Origin of the sequence: Komagataeibacter xylinus, assembly GCF_031081985.1 — a bacterium.
Classification (GTDB): Bacteria; Pseudomonadota; Alphaproteobacteria; order Acetobacterales; family Acetobacteraceae; genus Komagataeibacter; species Komagataeibacter xylinus_E.
In genome coordinates this window covers 1-15,653 of the sequence record NZ_JARWSK010000006.1, presented here as the reverse complement: position 1 = coordinate 15,653, position 15,653 = coordinate 1, and the positions used below count along the sequence as shown (strand labels likewise).

Here is a 15,653-nt window from a genome sequence, read left to right as displayed (position 1 = left end):
CCGCTACACCTGCGCCGTAATTTTCCCCCAGGCGCTCATCATCTCCCGCCGCTTATCGAATAGATCACCCCGCCGATAAGCGGCTTCAACCTTATCCCCGATAGCATGAGCCAAAGCCATTTCGGCCACCTCTCGGGGATAGTCGGTTTCCTCCGCAGCCCAGTCGCGGAAAGTCGATCGTAGGCCATGCACGGTCACATCCTTTGTGTCGGCCGCCTGATGCAAAGCCTTGGACAGCGCCACGTCTGACAGCGGCTTGCCTGCTTTCTGTCCAGGAAACACAAGATCCCCATGCGCTGGATCTCGAATCGACAGGACGGCCTGCAGGATAGACACGGCACCATCGCTCAAGGGCACGCGATGCTCCTTCCCTGCCTTCATCCGTTCGGCGGGAATGGTCCAGATCTTGGCCTTCAGATCAATCTCCGACCAGACAGCTCCCCTCACCTCGCCAGAGCGTGCTGCTGTCAGGCATAGAAAGCGGACGGCCTTGGCGGCGATGCCTTGAGACTCTGCCAGCTTGGCCATCACCCTCGCTATATCCTTCCGATCGATGGCGGCATGATGCTCGACCTTGGCCACAGCGGAGGGCTTGGGCAGGACATTCGCCAGATGGCCGCGCCAGCTAGCCGGGTTCGCGCCATCCCGCCAACCATGCACTTTTGCATAGTTCAAGATGTTCTCGATCAGCCATCGGGCCCGACTGGCGGTTTCCGGCTTGGTGGTCCAGATCGGCCGCAGGACCGACAGAACATCCTCCGTCTCCACTTCGTTCACGGCTTTGTCGCCAATGACCGGGCATATGTGGATGCGGAGTATGCCTTGCCGGAGAGGCGCCGCTCGGGCGCTGCGCCAGTTGGGTGCTTTCTCGACCATGAACTTCTCCGCCACCTGGGCGAATGTCAGGCCGCTTTCCTTTTTCCGTTCGGCCTGCTCCTGCCGACGGACCTCGAGAGGATCAATCCCATCCGCCACCTGTTTGCGCGCGGCGGCAGCACGCTCACGGGCATCTGCCAGGCTGATCGTGCGGGTTGAGCCGATCCCCATTTCCCGCACCTTGCCGGTTACCGGACTGGTGTAGCGGACCGACCATGCCCATGTGTTGCCCTTGACGGTCAGCCACAGATTCCCTCCGTCCGCGAAAACCCCATCTTTGAGGGACGAGACGGCACGGACTGTCAGGCGGTTATGGCTGATACGGGGCACTGCGAAACCTGTGGTCTGGGGTTTGGAAATCGAATCGGATCAATAGACCCATGATACCAAACCCACGATCAGACCCATGATAAAAACGGCCATCGTGGGACACGTTCAGACACGTCAGGAAACAGGGTTCAAATTATATGTCTATGGAACAGTAGGTTATTGACGCTTTCAGACACCCACAGACACTTAGGTTAGGCTCATACTTCGGGAGCCACCTTTCCTTAAAAATTAGTGTTAAATCAGTAGGTTACGGATTTTATTAAATCTGAACCGATAACGGGTAATGCTTCTTCCGGGAACGTGCAGATACGTTCAGGCCGGTTTTTTGTGCTGTCTGGCTTACCTCGCGCCATCATATCGGCACCACCCACCCACAGGTACTGATTGTTTTGGTGTGATTGCTTGCCAGTTTGCCGGAAAAGCGTCTCCAAAAAATGAGGTTATTTGTCTGCAGTTCGTAAGCGCGCGACGGGCTATGAAAATTCATGCCTCAGCCTCAATGCGTCGCGTGATGACGCAGCCTGGTCGCTAAACACGTCAAGCCGCATTCGAAAACCGGTTCGTTCAGCATGAACGCCCCCACAAAATAAGCGGAAATGCGCCTTCAAAAACATGCATGGTGTTTTTTTCATAACAAAATCATAACGAAACCACGCCTTGTTGAAATATTCCGTCACATATATTGATTAATAATCTTCTTATTACACGATATATGTGGCATAAGAACAACAAATAACAAGCATCGCCGGGCCGTTATACGAAACAATGCGATATTTTTTCGAGGGATGCCATACTGCAATGCGGTTGCGATCAGATTTCTTTCTTCAGAGATACGCTCCGCTGACCTTTCAGCTTTGTCTGTCTGGCATACCGTGGAGCGCATCCGCAGCGCCCGCGAGACCTTCGGGGCCAACTTATTTGACGCTTCCCCCTATTGCCCCCTCCCCGCCTGCAGCACCAGAACAGCCCCGCGCGTTGCACGAAACCGTTTATCAGAGCGCCTCCGCTCTCCAGCCTTTTGCCGTTTCCCCCGGTTCTGGCAGGCTGAACCATGTTGTCCCTTTTGCAATCGAACATAGCCAGATCAGTCCCATTCCGTTTGAACAGGGCACAACCGTCACCGCGGCCTATCCGGTCAAAGGCGTGCGGGGCATGGATCTGGTCGTCAACGCATTCGGCGGACACCGACAGACCAATACGGGAAGCAATGTCAGTTCAGCCGCCGTAACCGCAGGCGTGCGGTTTAAATGGTAGACCCCACCATCATGACGGCACACAGGAAGCGGTAAGCACATCATGATCGACCTGTTTGAAAATATTATCGATCTGACCACCGAAATGCGCCAGGCCTGTGAAGCAGACAGCCTCAATCACGCTTTTCGCGCGCTCCTGGCCCGCCTTGGCCCGTTTGCCCATGCTGCGGGCACGGTGCATAAAACCCGGCCTGATGAACGCTACCTGATTGATACGACCTATCCTGCTCACTGGATGGAGCATTACACCCGCAACAATTATCAGAATATTGATCCTGTCATTGACCCGGTAAACCATGGGCTTACACCCTATAACTGGGACCAGGCCTATATTCGCAATGCTGACCAGAAGAAAATAATGAATGAATTCCGGGATGTCGGTTTTCAGTCCGGGCATGCCATCCCGCTTCATCTCACGCCCGGCATGTTACTGCTGGTCAGCGTGGCCTCGCCCGAAAAAGAAATCGACTTCCCGACACAGCTCCTGATCCAGTTGAGTGTTGGCCAGTACCACACCCGTTACTGCCAGCTCGCCATGCTGAGCACTCATGACGAAAAGCCACTCATGACAGGGCGGGAGCGGGAATGTCTCCTCTGGGTTGCCCAAGGCAAGGACACGGCCGAGATCGGCACCATCCTTTCAATAAGCGACAATACCGCCAAATATCACCTGAAGAACGTGATGCAGAAACTGGGCTGTCATAATCGCGTCCAGGCGGTTGTGCGGGCCATTCAGCTTGGACTGATCCATCCCTGACGGATCATCTGAAACGTATTGTAACATCAGAACTGCCCGGATGGGTTATAGCCCCGGTTTATCAGGCTTCTAGAATACAAAAATCCTGAATTTCATGGTCTTTGTGTTCATGTCCTTACCGCCTGGAATTGTCGCGACAATTGGCCCGGTTTCCGCCAGCGCAGACATGCTGCGCTCCCTGGCGGGCGCCGGCACGACAATGGCCCGGCTGAACGGATCGCATAACACGCGCGCATGGCATGGCCAGGCAATCCGCCTGATAAAGGAAACTCTTCCCGGCCTGCCTGTTCTGCTCGATATTCCCGGCCGCAAGATCAGGACCGCCTCCCTTGCCCATGAACCAGCCTTCAGGGCGGGGGATGTGATGATTCTGACCACTGATCGCGCGCACGATGGCACGCGCAAGGTGCCGGTTGATTTTGACCGCTTTCATGAATTCATGATGCCCGGCTTCGCCGTCCATGCGGATGATGGGCATCTGTCTTTCCTTGTCGAGGCAGTCAGTGGTCGTGACGTGCATATGCGAGCGACAGTTGGTGGCGCGCTGCGAAGCCGCAAAGGCATCAACGTGCCGCAGGCCCGCTTCACGCGCGCTGGTGACAGAACACGACCGCGAGATGCTGGCGTTCGCCGGGGCAAATGGCGTGGATTACGTTGGCATCAGCTTTGTGGAAGGTGCGGAGCATGTCGCGGCCATTCGCAATCTTGTGGCAGCCCCATGCGCATAGTCGCCAAGGTGGAGAATGGGGAAATTATCGCCGCATCCGACATGGTCATGATCGACCGGGGCGATCTGGCAGTCGAAACAGACCCGGATGTGGTTTGCCTGCTGCAAAAACGGATCATTGCAGCAGCACGCGGGCAGCAAACGCCCGTTATTGTTGCAACAGAACTGCTCGATACCATGATCAGGCAGCCCTATCCGACCAAAGCCGAGATCAGCGACATCACCAACGCGGTGCTGGACAGGGCCAGCCTGCTGATGCTGTCAGGGGAAACAGTGATCGGGTCTTACCCCCTGGCGGCAACGGCATGATTGCGCCGGATTGCCCTGGCCGTGAGGGCATATACGTAATACCTCCTGAGCGCATCGGGCACGTAATGGTCTTACCATAGCCTCGGCTTATGTCGCCACGAAGGCGGGTAATGCCAAAGACGCGGCATGGTGACGGATGTGGTCTGGCCCGGCTGGGTCCGGATCTCCTTGACGACAGCCTTCTTGACCGTAACAGCCCTGTTTCCCATCTGTGTCACTGCATACCAGACGCCAGCAGGCAGGTTGAAGAAGGTAAAGTGTGCATCCGCATCACATGTTACGTGCCGGATGAATGGTGCAACCTCAGCAGACTCTACCGCGGGTCCGGTCATGACATTATGACGGGCCATATGATCGACTACGGAATCAGACGCAGGACTTTGCGGCAACAGTAGCACATCCTTCCCGGCGCAGCTCATGTTGTACTTTGGGCCAACAATTTCATGAAGAGACCCACTATAGGGCAAATACCGCTCTTTAAAGTAAACGAAGGATGCCGAGCCGGTGATGGTGGCCGTTCCCTCTCTTGCAGACCATGACATATCCCGCGCGCTGGCAGGTGCGCGCACGGATTCAGGGTCCAGACCACAGCCCGCCAGCAACAGACCTGCACTGATCAATATATATCTGTTCATTGCTGTAGAAATCACCATCGACAAATGATCGCATGCTGCTTGCGACCGGGCCCATCCGCATCAAACCGGAATTCTTTATTTTTCATATTGTAATGGAATAATACCATAATCTGCCATGCATTGTCGGTAAGCCTGTTGCCATATAACACAAAATGGCAGATCAGTTACACATCTAGAATGATAAATTACTTATCCATGTTACATAATTATTGTGCGTAAAAGATGTATTCCCGTTCATGCCTAAACCGATCATGGCCCATGACGGCACCATCATGCCGCGCTGTCATGGAGTACGGCATGCATCCTTACCCATCCATATTGACTGATGCGCGATCTGTCGCACAATCGGCAGGACAGTGATGAATGAACAGGATGGCCTGCCGGTCAGGAGCACGAAAGGCATGATGGAGGCACGTGCATGAATTTTCTGATTCCGCGCAGAATTCTTTTCTGCTGTGTCAGCGCCCTTGCGGCCTCAACCCTTGGACTGGGCGATGCACGGGCACAGGACGTTGAACCGCACGGTCCCTCTGCCGCCCAGAAGGCCGAGATCGAGCAGGCCGTGCACGAAGCCATGCAGCACGATATCCAGAGCGCCGCCGAATACAGGCTCCCCAAGGATTTCTTTGCCCGCATGCTGCCGCTGATCCGGGCCATCCGGCAGGCGCATCTCACGCCGCCCATGCAGACCAAAAACATGCCGCTTGCCGTCACGATCCGACGCACCGAGGCCATGCCGGAACTTCAGGCCATATTGCAGGAACACGACATGTCGGCACGGGATTTTGTCATGAGCCTCACCGCTTTTGAAATGACGGCCACCATGAGCGACGCGCCCCCGGCCGATACAAAGCACGCCCCGAAGCTGAACCGCGATAACGTGCGGCTGATCCAGTCCCACCGGGCGCTGACGCAGGCGCTTTTGCATGACATGGATGAGGATAGCGAGAAACTGCAGTAACGCCGCAGCCCAAGAATGCCGTAAAAATACAGAAGTTTTTGGTGAAGCTTTTTTCAAAAAGCTTCGGAAGATGCCACCTTTTTGAAAAAAGGCGACACCCCGAAACCCTTAGCCGTTTTAACGGAATTCCGCCCGGTATTTCGTCACCGCCGCCTGTGCGCAGGCTTCATCTTTCTCGCCACCCGGTGCGCCAGAGACGCCAATGCCGCCGAGGGCCGCGTTATCCGCCACCCGCCGCAACGCCACCCCACCGGGCACGAACAATACTTCGGGTATGGTATTGAGCGCGCCATTGGCAGGCCCCGTTACCTTGGCGGCAATCAGTTCGCTGGTGGTGTTCATGTTGAAGGCCAGGCCATAGGCAAAGGCGGTATAGGCCTTGCGATAGGAGACGGAAAGCGATTGCAGCGGCACGCTATCCCCCTTGATGACGGCCTGCTGGTGCCCGCTCGTATCAACCACCGTGGCCGTAACGGAATAGCCCTGCGCGGCACAGGCTCTGACCGCCTCTTCCGCCAGTTGGGCGGCAAGCTGCCAGTCAAGCTTGGGAGTCAGGACAACGTGGCCTTGCGCATGAGCAGCCGGAGCCGCCAGCATGAGGCAGGTCGCCACAAGCCCCCCATGCCCTGCATATCGCCCCCATTGCATCATTGCGCATTCTCCCCTCACGCACGGGCAGCATGATGCAAAGCCGGGCCGGTCGCCTGCAACCACAAAAGCCACCGTACACGCAATGGTGCCTGCCCCGGGCAGCGACCGGGAGCAGGCCTTGCCCTTACAGGCCCAGCGTGCGCTTGAGCCCCGCGCAATACGCCTCCATGAACCGGCGCGACAGTTCGGCCTCGGGCACGAACATGTCGAACACATGGTAGGCGCCGGGCACCACCATCACCTCGGTCGGCACGCCTGCTGCCATGAGGCGGCGGCTGTATTCCAGATCCTCGCACAGGAACAGATCCATCGATCCCACGCCAATAAAGGTGGGCGGCAGGCCGGTCAGGTCCTTTGCCCGCGCGGCAGCGGCATAGGCCGGAGTATCATCGCCACCTGCCGCAGCCCCCAGATAGGCTTCCCACGCGTATTTATTGGCTGAGCGGGTCCAGACAAACTCGCCGAAATCAGGGGCCGGATCGACCTTGGTGGCCGTGCGGTCATCAAGCATGGGGTAGATGAGCAACTGGTAGGCCAGCTTGTACTCCTTGCGGTCACGTGCCATGAGCGACAGGGCAGCACTCAGCCCCCCGCCCGCGCTCTCGCCTGCCACGGCCACCTTGTCGCGGTTGATGCCAAGCTGTGCCGCGTTGTCATGCACCCATTTGAGGGCGGCGTAGCAATCCTCGATCGCGGCGGGGTATTTCACCTCCGGTGCGAGGCGGTAATCGACCGATACGATCACAAAGCCCATCTTGCTGGCCAGCACCTGGCATTTGGGGTCATCGACTTCGGGGTGGCCGGACACCAGCCCCCCACCGTGGATATAGACCATGCCCGGCGCATTGGCCCGCCGCGTGCGGGGGCGATAGACCAGCACGCGCACATCCGGCGCGCCAGCGGGGCCGGGGATGTATTCTTCCTGCACTTCCACATCAGGCAGGGGCTTGCCTTCGATCAGGCGCACCGATGTCATGAAGATTTCGCGCACTTCGGGCAGGGAGCGGCCGGACAGGCCATCGAAGGACGGCATCTTCTCCAGAATGGGCAGGAATTCAGGATTGACGACATTTTTGGGCATGGTGAAGGTCCTCTTTTATCACAGGCCACGCTTTGGGAGCGGCCTCGATGCAGGAACCGTCACGCACGGCGGCGTGAGCAACCATGATCAGGATCAAATAATATTAGCTACATATGAATATAAAATATAAAAATATAGGATTCTTTTATCTATTATATTTTAAAAATAATTCATTTTCAAAATACCTAGATCATATAGAGATAACGAATATGACTATATTCCATACGATTTCAAAACAATATTAAAATTAACCTTCATTACCGCCTGTCAGGACAGTCCTGAACCGGTTTTCCACGTCATGAACAGACCGTCCGCATCAGAAGGCTCACCGGAAAGGCCCTTTTCCGACACTTTGATCGGGTGACGGGTCTGCCGTTCTCTTCAACACCCGGAGGTGGGGGCAATCGCTGTCATGCCATCAAATATGTCAGACCCGTTCCGAACCACCATGCCTGCACCGCGTTTGATGCCAATGCCGGAATTTGCCCGCCGCTTTGCCGGGCATGGTTCGCTGCAAGATCAAAAAGAACATAATAAGAACTTATTTTGCATATATTCATTATTCTGCGCAACTTAAAAAAAATAAATCCCAAATGAATTTTTTATGCATATAACATATGCCTGTTTATAAACGGGAAAGGATAGCCATTGTCAGACATTACGGCCCTTGTTCTTGATGCTGGCCTCTTTGTTCTTCTCCCATGGGGGCTGTGGCGGCTGCTGGGGCGGACAATACCGATTGTTGTCCTGCCCATCCTGCTTGGCATCATCCTGGCCGTCATGCATGCGCCCGTGCAGCGCCTTGGCATTCCCTCCGTCTATGGCGACAACCTTGGCTGGCTGGCCGTTCTGGTGCTGGCCTTTACCGCCGGGCTGGAAATGTGGCAGTCGCCCGATGCCCATGTCTCGGCCCACACCATCCCGCCCCCGCCGCTAGGCCGCCTGCTGGGCGGGGCGGGCGTGGCACTTGGCGGGCCGTTCGTGGTCGGCTCGCTGCTGGTTTTTTGCTTTTTCCTGCCGCTGCATGGCTGGCAGCCGCCGCATGTGGGGCCGGTGGTGGGCGCCATGGCCATCGGGCTGTGCATTGCGGTCAGCGCCCTGCCGGTGCTGATCGGCATCGTGCGCGAGCTTGATCCCACGCAGCGCTCCATCGGCCAGCTTGCGCTCAAGCTGGCGGTCGTCGATGACGCAGCACTCTGGGTGGGGCTTGTGCTGCTGCAATTCGCAGCCCGTGGGCCTGCCGCCCTGCATGGCTGGACCGGGCTGGAGGCCGTGGCCGTCGCCCTGCTTGCACTCCTGGCCTTTGCTGGCAACTGGGCCACGCGCAACATGCCCAACCCGCCAGCCATCATCATCTGGCTGGCGGTGCCCGTCTACCTGGCCGCGGGCTCATGGGCCAGCATGCAACTGGGGCTGCATGAACTGATCGGGGCCTATTTCGCGGGCGCGCTCATGCCGCCGCGCTGGGTAGCGCGGCTGCCGGTGGAACAGGTGGGCACGTTCTCGCTCATCTGGCTTGCCCCCATGTTTTTTGGCCATAGCGGGCTGCACATCAATGGCGATGCGCTGACCTGGCCCTCGGTCGTGGCATCGCTGATGCTGGTGGTGATTTCCGTGCTGGCCAAGATGGCCTCGGTCTACGCCTTCCCGCCCGCGCCCGGCCTGTCGCGGCGGCAGGCGCTGAGCGTGGGCGCGCTGCTGCAATGCAAGGGGCTGATGGAAATCGTGGCCGCCACCATCCTGCACGCCCAAGGCATGCTGTCGGACTTCGCGTTTGCCTCGCTCATGGTGCTGGCGGTCATTTCCACCGCGCTGACCGGCCCGCTCTTTCGCCTGTTCGCCCCGCGCACGGGGGCGGGCGGCCAATTGCGCTAATGGCACACATGGCGGACAGTCACAGGCATTCCCCCTGACCTGCTACGGCTTCAGCGCCATGTGCCTGTTGCGTTCCACGCAATCGAGCAGTTCCGCGTTTTCGGCGCCCCAGCGATAGAGCATTTCCAGCGGGGTGACAAAGTGCTGGCCCAGAGGGGTCAGGCCGTATTCAACAGCGGGCGGCATGACCTGCATGACTTCTCGTGCAACCAGCCCCATCTGTTCAAGCTCGCGCAGGGTCTGGGTCATCATTTTTTTTGACAGGCCGGGAATGGCGCGCTGGAGTTGGCCGGGGCGGGATGCCCCGCCAAGCAGGTGCAGGGTGTGCAGGATCATGGTGGTCCATTTGCCGCTGAACAGGCGCAGCAGGCGGCGCGGTGCGCAATCCTCCACAAAGGGAGCATGTCGATACTGATCGGGCAGCGGGGCGAGGTTCATGTATAAACTCCCGGGAACCTTTGGGTAACCAGGGCACAAAAAGGTGCCGGATTGCCTTTTGTAGCGTTTGCCAACAGCGTGTGAAACCCACGGCATTCACGGAGGAACAGATGTCTCACAAAGCACTCGTTGTCGGGGCAAGCGGCATTGTTGGCCAGAACCTTGCCAACCGCCTGGTGGCGGAAGGATGGAGCGTTTACGGCCTTGCAAGGCGGGTCGGGTCCCTGCCTGCAACCGTCATGCCGGTTGCGGCCGATGCGCTCGACCCGGCCTCCCTGCGGGCGGCGCTGGCCGGTGTCATGCCCACCCATGTGTTTTTCACCACATGGACCCGCCGCGCCACCGAGGCGGAAAACTGCGTTGCCAACAGCGCCATGATCCGCAACGTGCTCGCGGCCCTGCCCAGGCCACAGGCCCTTGTGCATGCCAGCCTGGTTACGGGGCTGAAGCATTATCTGGGTCCGTTCGAGGCCTACGCACAGGGCGCGCCGCCACAGACCCCGTTTCGCGAGAGCATGCCCCGGCTTGACGTGGAAAACTTCTATTACGCGCAGGAAGACGTGCTGTTCGAGGCAGCCGAGCGGCATGGCTTTGCATGGACGGTCCATCGTCCGCACACGGTTATCGGCCATGCCATTGGCAACCTCATGAACATGGGCACCACGCTTGCGGTCTATGCCACGCTGTGCCGCGAGGCGGGGCTGCCCTTCGTCTTTCCCGGCTCGCCTGCGCAATGGCAGGGCCTGACGGATGTTACGGATGCACGCCAGCTTGCCAGCCAGATCCTGTGGGCTGCCACCAGCCCTGCCGGGCGCAACAGGGCGTTCAATGTGGTCAATGGCGATGTATTCCGCTGGAACTGGCTCTGGCCTGAACTGGCCGCCTGGTTTGGCATCGAGGCCGCGCCCTATCCCGGCCATGCCACATCACTTGAACAGATGCTTGCAGGCAGGGAGACGCAATGGGCCACCATCGCGGACAGGCACGGACTGCGCGAGCCAGCTCTCGGGCGACTGGCCTCGCCATGGCACACCGATGCCGATCTGGGGCGGCCGGTCGAATGCGTGACCGACATGAGCCTCAGCCGCAGGCTCGGCTTTACCGGCTACCAATATACGCCCGATTCATTCTTTGACCTGTTTGAACGCCTGCGGACCGGACGCTACATTCCCTGATTACGCAAAAAAGCCGGGCTACCGGCACGGCACATGACATCATTCCCGCCAGCCTATTGCGGGGTGATGTCATCCAGCCGGTCCACGCGCCACAGGGTGGGGAACATGCGTATCCACAACCCGGTTATGACCAGCGTGCCAACACCCCCCAGCGCCACGGCCCCGACCGGGCCGATCAGGGTGGCCAGCATGCCGCTTTCGAACTCGCCAAGCTGGTTGGATGAGCCAATGAACAGCATGTTCACCGCCGAGACACGCCCGCGCATGCTGTCGGGCGTGCGCAGTTGCACCAGGGCGCTGCGCACCACAACACTCACCACATCTGCCGCCCCCAGCACCGCCAGCGCGATGATGGATACCGCCATGGAGCGCGAGAAGGCGAACACCACCGTGGCCAGCCCGAATATGGCCACCGCGAGGAACATGCGCGCCCCGGCCCGGTGGTTGAGCGGTTTCCAGACCATGATGATGGAGCACGCCACCGCCCCGATGGCGGGCGCGCCGCGCAAAAGCCCCAGCCCCACCGGGCCTGCATGCAGGATGTCACTGGCATAGACCGGCAGCATGGCGGTGGCGCCCCCAAGCAGCACGGCAAACAGGTCAAGCGATATGGCGCCCAGCATGTCGGGCCGCGCGCGCATGAAATGCGCCACCTCGACAAACGTGGCCAGCGAGAGCGGCACCCGCGGCCTTGGCGCAAACACCAGCCGGATGCACAGCGTGCTGAGGCACGCACACGTAAACCCCAGCGCGCACACAAGGTAGCACACCCCTGCCCCTGCCCCGTAAAGCAGCCCGCCCACCGATGGCCCCGTCACCGCCGCCGCCTGGAACAGCGAGGAGGACACCGCCGCCGCGCGCGGAAACACATGGGCAGGCACCAGCGATGGCAGGAAGGTCTGCTGGCAGGGCATCTCGAACGCGCGGGCCGCGCCGAAGATCATCACCATGGCATAGATCATCCACGGCGTGGTCCATCCGCCAAACGCGGCAATGGCCATGAACAGCGCCGAGAGCGCCTCGATGGCCTGGCATGTGACCACGATCACGCGCCGGTTGAAATGATCCGCCGCATGGCCCGCGGGCAGCAGAAGCCCCGCCATGGGCAGGAACTGCGCCAGCCCCACCAGCGCCAGCGCCGTGGTGCTGTGGGTAAGCGCATAGATCTGCCACCCCACGGCCACGGCCTGCACGCAGGCCGAAAAGGAGGATGCCGTGCGGGCGGCAAGGAAAGCCAGAAGCCCCGGATGGCGGTGCAGCGGCAGGGGGGGAGCGGCAGGCGGAGCGGAAGCAGGAGGCATGATGGCTGTATCCTAACAGCAGCACTCGTGGATATCCTATGCTTTGCCTATCAAAAAAACGCATTCTCCCGTTTGCAAATCCGCCCCAACACGGGCAAAAGCGGTTGCATGACAGACCCTGTAGAGCATGCCACCGTGCCCGGCACACAAGGGGAAGCCCGTGAGTGGCTCGATATCCGGGCCGGCACGGTGCTGGAGGCACGCCCCCTGCGCGAGATGCGGCCGCACGCCTTCTGGCTCACGATCGATTTCGGCCCCCATATCGGGGTGCGGTCATCGGTGGTGCAGGTCAATCACCGCTATGTGCCCACCCGGCTGGTGGGCCGCCAGATCTGCGCGGTGATCAACGTGCCGCCCCGGCAGGTTGGCTCCTTCCGTAGTGAAGTGCTGACGCTGGGCATGCCCGACAGTAATGGAGAAGCCGTCCTGATCCGCCCGGATGGCCGTGTTCCCGATGGAGGAAAACTTTTCTGATGGCCAAGAGCTACGCAACCGTAACATGGGACCAGCTGCACCGCGATGCCCGCCAGCTAGCCAGCACGCTGATGAACCGTGGCCCCTTCAAGGGCATTGTGGCCATCACGCGCGGGGGCATGATCCCCGCCGCGATCATCGCCCGCGAACTCGACTGCCGCCTGATCGAGACCATCTCCGTCGTGACCTATGACGAGGAGAAGATGGGCGAGGCCAACGTGATCAAGAAAGCCGAGGCCGCCGGTGATGGCGAGGGTTTCGTGATCATTGATGACCTGGTGGATTCGGGTGTGACCGCCCAGCTCGTGCGCAAGCTGCTGCCCAAGGCGGTGTTCGCCTGCCTTTACGCCAAGCCCGCCGGCCGCCCCGTTACCGACCTGTTCGTGGTCGATGTGCCGCAGGACACGTGGGTGCTCTTCCCGTGGGATACGGCGCCCCTGTTCATTCCGCCGCTGGCCAGCAAGTCGGTCGAGAAAGCCTGATCCCTCTCCCCACCCCGGTCATTACACGACGTGTTGTTCGCCGCTGCCGCCCGCCCCGCTTGCCCGGGTCGGGCTGGCGCGGTATTTTTTTTTGCAAGAATGTGCTTGCCAGAACAGCCGTTGCCCCATAGTTTCCCGCTCGTGGTCACGGGGCGTGGCGCAGCCTGGTAGCGCGCGTGTTTTGGGTACACGAGGCCCCCGGTTCGAGTCCGGGCGCCCCGACCATATCCTGGGAGTGACAATGCTCATGCGAGCCCGGATTTACAGGCAGTCAAAACCCGCCGGCCAGTCTGGCCAGGCAATGACCCATACATGGGTGCTGGATTACGGGCAGAACCGCCCCCGCCATGTCGATTCCCTCATGGGCTGGACCGGCAGCACCGACACGCCATCGCAACTGCAGCTCCAGTTTCCTGACCAGAACAGCGCCATTGCCTATGCCACCACGCAGGGCATTGCGTATGATATTGAGATCCCTGCCCCGCGCCATCGCAGGCCAAAAGCCTATGCCGATAATTTCCGGTATGACCGGATACAGAACTGGACGCATTAAGCGCGATCTGGCACAAGGGCAGCCTTGCGCCCTTAGCTCAGTTGGATAGAGCAACAGCCTTCTAAGCTGTGGGTCGCTGGTTCGAATCCAGCAGGGCGCGCCAGATTTCAATGACTTGGCCGCTTAAAAGTTTGCACGGTTTGCAGTGCATCATGGGTCATGCAGCCCATTTTATAGAGCGGCGATCAAGGTCTTTATTTTCGAAGTTTTTAGAAAAAAGCTTCACCAGCCTCTTTGCTTATATTGCAGCCTGCCGCTCATACGTTGCCAGGCAGGCAAATAAAAAGGCCCGGGAATAATCCCGGGCCTTTCTGACAGATATGGATCAGTTGGAGTCATTCCGGTCGCCATGGCCTTCGCCGCCGTGACCGCCCCAGCCGCCGCCATTCTGGCCGCCATGTTCACCACCACGACCTTCACCGCCGCCATGGCCACCCCAGCCACCACCATTCTGGCCGCCCTGCTCGCCACCACGGCCTTCACCACCACCGTGACCGCCCCAGCCGCCGCCATTCTGGCCGCCATGTTCACCACCACGACCTTCACCGCCGCCGTGACCGCCCCAGCCGCCGCCATTCTGACCGCCCTGCTCGCCACCACGGCCTTCACCGCCGCCATGACCACCCCAGCCGCCACGATGCTCACCACTTTCATTGCGGTTCGAACCATCGAACTGGGCGTGAGCCGCGACCGGCAGGGCAGCACCAAGGGCAAGGGCCAGTACAAATGCGCGTTTCATAATCATTCCTTATATATCGACTATCGACCCTCAAGAGATTGGACCGCGACGTGATAAATAAAAGGGAGGATCGTGTAACAAAGAGAATCACAATCCCCCCTTTGCGAAATTCAAAATTATTTAAGCATTTAAAGTATATTAAGAATATTTACTAAATTATCTCATCATTTCAAAAAGTAACATATGCCATACAGTCATATTTATAATATGAAAGTGGCATCATATCTCTGTAACACAGGGAATTTATTTAATTATATCATATATTCCCGGATTTCAATCTTACCCAATGAAGACGCGACAGCCCCGACCGTCAGGATGAATGGTCGATCGTGATCGGGCCTGCCATGGCCAGAACATGCATAATTCCGGCGAGGTGCAGCTTTTTTAAAACAGTCGTTAAAAGGCAGATTAATTCACTGCTGTTTAAAAGGGTTCGCCCAAAACGCCCTTTGGTTGCGGAAAGCTGCCTGCATGCGCTTTGTGAATACGGCCCCATAACTTCAATGGAGATGAAATGTAACCGGCAGAAGGACATGCATTCCCGCCAGCGCGCCCCCTTGCCCTTGCGGCGTACATTGCACCTTGCGCGCAGCGGCAAGGGCCGTGCTGTCCAGATCATCGTAGCCGGTGCTGGATTTCAGGCTGACCTGTGTCACCTGCCCCTCGCTGCCCAGCACGACATCAACCATCGCATTGCCTTCCTCATGCATGTGCCGGGCCATGGCGGGATAACGCCAGGCTGGAGGCGTGCAATGAGGCACGGCTGATGCGGCTGGCGCTGCATGCGCCGTGCCGGGCGCACCGGAGCCATTCTGCGGTGCCGCAGGGGCTGCCCCGGCCGGTGCGGCAGCGTTGGGCCGGGCGGGAAGCGGCGCAGATGATTGCCGGGGCCGGGCCGCAGGATGCCCACCCGGCGCTCCGGCGGGCGGCGCGGCAGCAGGCGGCGTGGCCACGGCTTTTGGCTGTGGCTGTGGCTGTGGCTGTGGCTGTGGCTGTGGCTGTGGCTGTGGCTGTGGCTGTGGCTGTGGCTGTGGCT

General features: G+C 59.2%; 17 protein-coding genes and 2 tRNA genes. 12 read left to right on the top strand and 7 right to left on the bottom strand.

The window, feature by feature from the left end:
- Positions 1 to 3: 3 nt before the first annotated feature.
- Positions 4 to 1,206, bottom strand: a complete 1,203-nt coding sequence (locus QEG70_RS11910) for a tyrosine-type recombinase/integrase (RefSeq protein ID WP_308720879.1) — start codon at positions 1,204 to 1,206, stop codon at positions 4 to 6.
- Positions 1,207 to 2,181: 975 nt separating this feature from the next.
- Here QEG70_RS11910 and QEG70_RS11905 point away from each other — a divergent pair.
- From QEG70_RS11905 to QEG70_RS11895, 3 genes are all read left to right on the top strand, one after another.
- Positions 2,182 to 2,460 (top strand): hypothetical protein, encoded by a 279-nt coding sequence (locus QEG70_RS11905; protein WP_308720878.1) that lies wholly within the window; start codon positions 2,182 to 2,184, stop codon positions 2,458 to 2,460.
- 42 nt (positions 2,461 to 2,502) lie between these two features.
- A complete protein-coding gene (locus tag QEG70_RS11900; protein ID WP_308720877.1) occupies positions 2,503 to 3,216 on the top strand; it encodes an autoinducer binding domain-containing protein in 714 nt (237 codons plus the stop codon).
- 94 nt (positions 3,217 to 3,310) lie between these two features.
- A complete protein-coding gene (locus tag QEG70_RS11895) occupies positions 3,311 to 4,252 on the top strand; it encodes a pyruvate kinase (RefSeq protein ID WP_308720876.1) in 942 nt (313 codons plus the stop codon).
- 71 nt (positions 4,253 to 4,323) lie between these two features.
- On the opposite strand, the gene QEG70_RS11890 is transcribed toward QEG70_RS11895, so the two are convergent.
- On the bottom strand, positions 4,324 to 4,905 hold the full coding sequence (locus QEG70_RS11890) for a hypothetical protein (RefSeq protein ID WP_308720875.1): 582 nt from the start codon (positions 4,903 to 4,905) through the stop codon (positions 4,324 to 4,326).
- A gap of 400 nt (positions 4,906 to 5,305) precedes the next feature.
- Here QEG70_RS11890 and QEG70_RS11885 point away from each other — a divergent pair, with 400 nt between their 5' ends.
- Complete coding sequence (locus QEG70_RS11885) at positions 5,306 to 5,848, top strand: hypothetical protein (RefSeq protein WP_308720874.1); 543 nt, start codon at positions 5,306 to 5,308, stop codon at positions 5,846 to 5,848.
- 117 nt (positions 5,849 to 5,965) lie between these two features.
- Here the strand turns inward: QEG70_RS11885 and QEG70_RS11880 are convergent, their stop codons facing one another.
- Positions 5,966 to 6,445: a GlcG/HbpS family heme-binding protein gene (locus QEG70_RS11880; protein WP_308721101.1), complete on the bottom strand. Its 480-nt coding sequence runs from the start codon at positions 6,443 to 6,445 to the stop codon at positions 5,966 to 5,968.
- Between the two features lie 178 nt (positions 6,446 to 6,623).
- The gene (locus QEG70_RS11875; RefSeq protein WP_308720873.1) at positions 6,624 to 7,580 is read right to left on the bottom strand and encodes an alpha/beta hydrolase; all 957 of its coding nucleotides are present in this window, start codon (positions 7,578 to 7,580) and stop codon (positions 6,624 to 6,626) included.
- A 648-nt stretch (positions 7,581 to 8,228) separates the two neighbouring features.
- Here QEG70_RS11875 and QEG70_RS11870 point away from each other — a divergent pair.
- Positions 8,229 to 9,455: a cation:proton antiporter gene (locus QEG70_RS11870; RefSeq protein WP_308720872.1), complete on the top strand. Its 1,227-nt coding sequence runs from the start codon at positions 8,229 to 8,231 to the stop codon at positions 9,453 to 9,455.
- Positions 9,456 to 9,497: 42 nt separating this feature from the next.
- Here QEG70_RS11870 and QEG70_RS11865 read toward each other — a convergent pair whose 3' ends face one another.
- Complete coding sequence (locus QEG70_RS11865; RefSeq protein WP_308720871.1) at positions 9,498 to 9,893, bottom strand: winged helix-turn-helix transcriptional regulator; 396 nt, start codon at positions 9,891 to 9,893, stop codon at positions 9,498 to 9,500.
- 110 nt (positions 9,894 to 10,003) lie between these two features.
- On the opposite strand from QEG70_RS11865, the gene QEG70_RS11860 reads away from it, so the two are divergent.
- The gene (locus QEG70_RS11860) at positions 10,004 to 11,068 is read left to right on the top strand and encodes an SDR family oxidoreductase (protein WP_308720870.1); all 1,065 of its coding nucleotides are present in this window, start codon (positions 10,004 to 10,006) and stop codon (positions 11,066 to 11,068) included.
- 53 nt (positions 11,069 to 11,121) lie between these two features.
- Here the strand turns inward: QEG70_RS11860 and QEG70_RS11855 are convergent, their stop codons facing one another.
- Complete coding sequence (locus tag QEG70_RS11855) at positions 11,122 to 12,369, bottom strand: MFS transporter (protein WP_308720869.1); 1,248 nt, start codon at positions 12,367 to 12,369, stop codon at positions 11,122 to 11,124.
- A gap of 108 nt (positions 12,370 to 12,477) precedes the next feature.
- Here QEG70_RS11855 and QEG70_RS11850 point away from each other — a divergent pair, with 108 nt between their 5' ends.
- The 6 genes from QEG70_RS11850 (at position 12,478) to QEG70_RS11825 (ending at position 14,671) form a co-directional block, all read left to right on the top strand.
- Positions 12,478 to 12,843: a tRNA-binding protein gene (locus QEG70_RS11850; RefSeq protein WP_308720868.1), complete on the top strand. Its 366-nt coding sequence runs from the start codon at positions 12,478 to 12,480 to the stop codon at positions 12,841 to 12,843.
- A complete protein-coding gene (gene gpt / locus QEG70_RS11845; RefSeq protein ID WP_308720867.1) occupies positions 12,843 to 13,325 on the top strand; it encodes a xanthine phosphoribosyltransferase in 483 nt (160 codons plus the stop codon). The genes QEG70_RS11850 and gpt overlap by 1 nt, the downstream gene beginning before the upstream one ends.
- Positions 13,326 to 13,473: 148 nt before the next feature.
- Positions 13,474 to 13,550 (top strand) — tRNA-Pro (locus QEG70_RS11840).
- A gap of 76 nt (positions 13,551 to 13,626) precedes the next feature.
- A complete protein-coding gene (locus QEG70_RS11835) occupies positions 13,627 to 13,878 on the top strand; it encodes an NADH dehydrogenase ubiquinone Fe-S protein 4 (RefSeq protein ID WP_240906337.1) in 252 nt (83 codons plus the stop codon).
- 26 nt (positions 13,879 to 13,904) lie between these two features.
- Positions 13,905 to 13,981 (top strand) — tRNA-Arg (locus QEG70_RS11830).
- Positions 13,982 to 14,227: 246 nt separating this feature from the next.
- Positions 14,228 to 14,671 carry a hypothetical protein gene (locus tag QEG70_RS11825; protein WP_308720865.1) on the top strand — a complete coding sequence of 148 codons (444 nt, stop codon included), beginning with the start codon at positions 14,228 to 14,230 and terminating at the stop codon, positions 14,669 to 14,671.
- Positions 14,672 to 15,117: 446 nt separating this feature from the next.
- Here the strand turns inward: QEG70_RS11825 and QEG70_RS11820 are convergent, their stop codons facing one another.
- On the bottom strand, positions 15,118 to 15,339 hold the full coding sequence (locus QEG70_RS11820; RefSeq protein WP_308720864.1) for an energy transducer TonB family protein: 222 nt from the start codon (positions 15,337 to 15,339) through the stop codon (positions 15,118 to 15,120).
- Positions 15,340 to 15,653: the final 314 nt, after the last annotated feature.

Bases quoted from the DNA above. Each gene is read 5' to 3' on its own strand.
- QEG70_RS11835 (WP_240906337.1), top strand. From the start codon at position 13,627: ATGACCCATACATGGGTGCTGGATTACGGGCAGAACCGCCCCCGCCAT.
- gpt (WP_308720867.1), top strand. From the start codon at position 12,843: ATGGCCAAGAGCTACGCAACCGTAACATGGGACCAGCTGCACCGCGAT.
- QEG70_RS11825 (WP_308720865.1), top strand. From the start codon at position 14,228: ATGGCCTTCGCCGCCGTGACCGCCCCAGCCGCCGCCATTCTGGCCGCC.
- QEG70_RS11860 (WP_308720870.1), top strand. From the start codon at position 10,004: ATGTCTCACAAAGCACTCGTTGTCGGGGCAAGCGGCATTGTTGGCCAG.
- QEG70_RS11855 (WP_308720869.1), bottom strand. From the start codon at position 12,369: ATGCCTCCTGCTTCCGCTCCGCCTGCCGCTCCCCCCCTGCCGCTGCAC.
- QEG70_RS11820 (WP_308720864.1), bottom strand. From the start codon at position 15,339: ATGGCCCGGCACATGCATGAGGAAGGCAATGCGATGGTTGATGTCGTG.
- QEG70_RS11885 (WP_308720874.1), top strand. From the start codon at position 5,306: ATGAATTTTCTGATTCCGCGCAGAATTCTTTTCTGCTGTGTCAGCGCC.
- QEG70_RS11850 (WP_308720868.1), top strand. From the start codon at position 12,478: ATGACAGACCCTGTAGAGCATGCCACCGTGCCCGGCACACAAGGGGAA.
- QEG70_RS11880 (WP_308721101.1), bottom strand. From the start codon at position 6,445: ATGCTGGCGGCTCCGGCTGCTCATGCGCAAGGCCACGTTGTCCTGACT.
- QEG70_RS11875 (WP_308720873.1), bottom strand. From the start codon at position 7,580: ATGCCCAAAAATGTCGTCAATCCTGAATTCCTGCCCATTCTGGAGAAG.
- QEG70_RS11865 (WP_308720871.1), bottom strand. From the start codon at position 9,893: ATGAACCTCGCCCCGCTGCCCGATCAGTATCGACATGCTCCCTTTGTG.
- QEG70_RS11900 (WP_308720877.1), top strand. From the start codon at position 2,503: ATGATCGACCTGTTTGAAAATATTATCGATCTGACCACCGAAATGCGC.
- QEG70_RS11895 (WP_308720876.1), top strand. From the start codon at position 3,311: ATGGTCTTTGTGTTCATGTCCTTACCGCCTGGAATTGTCGCGACAATT.
- QEG70_RS11890 (WP_308720875.1), bottom strand. From the start codon at position 4,905: ATGGTGATTTCTACAGCAATGAACAGATATATATTGATCAGTGCAGGT.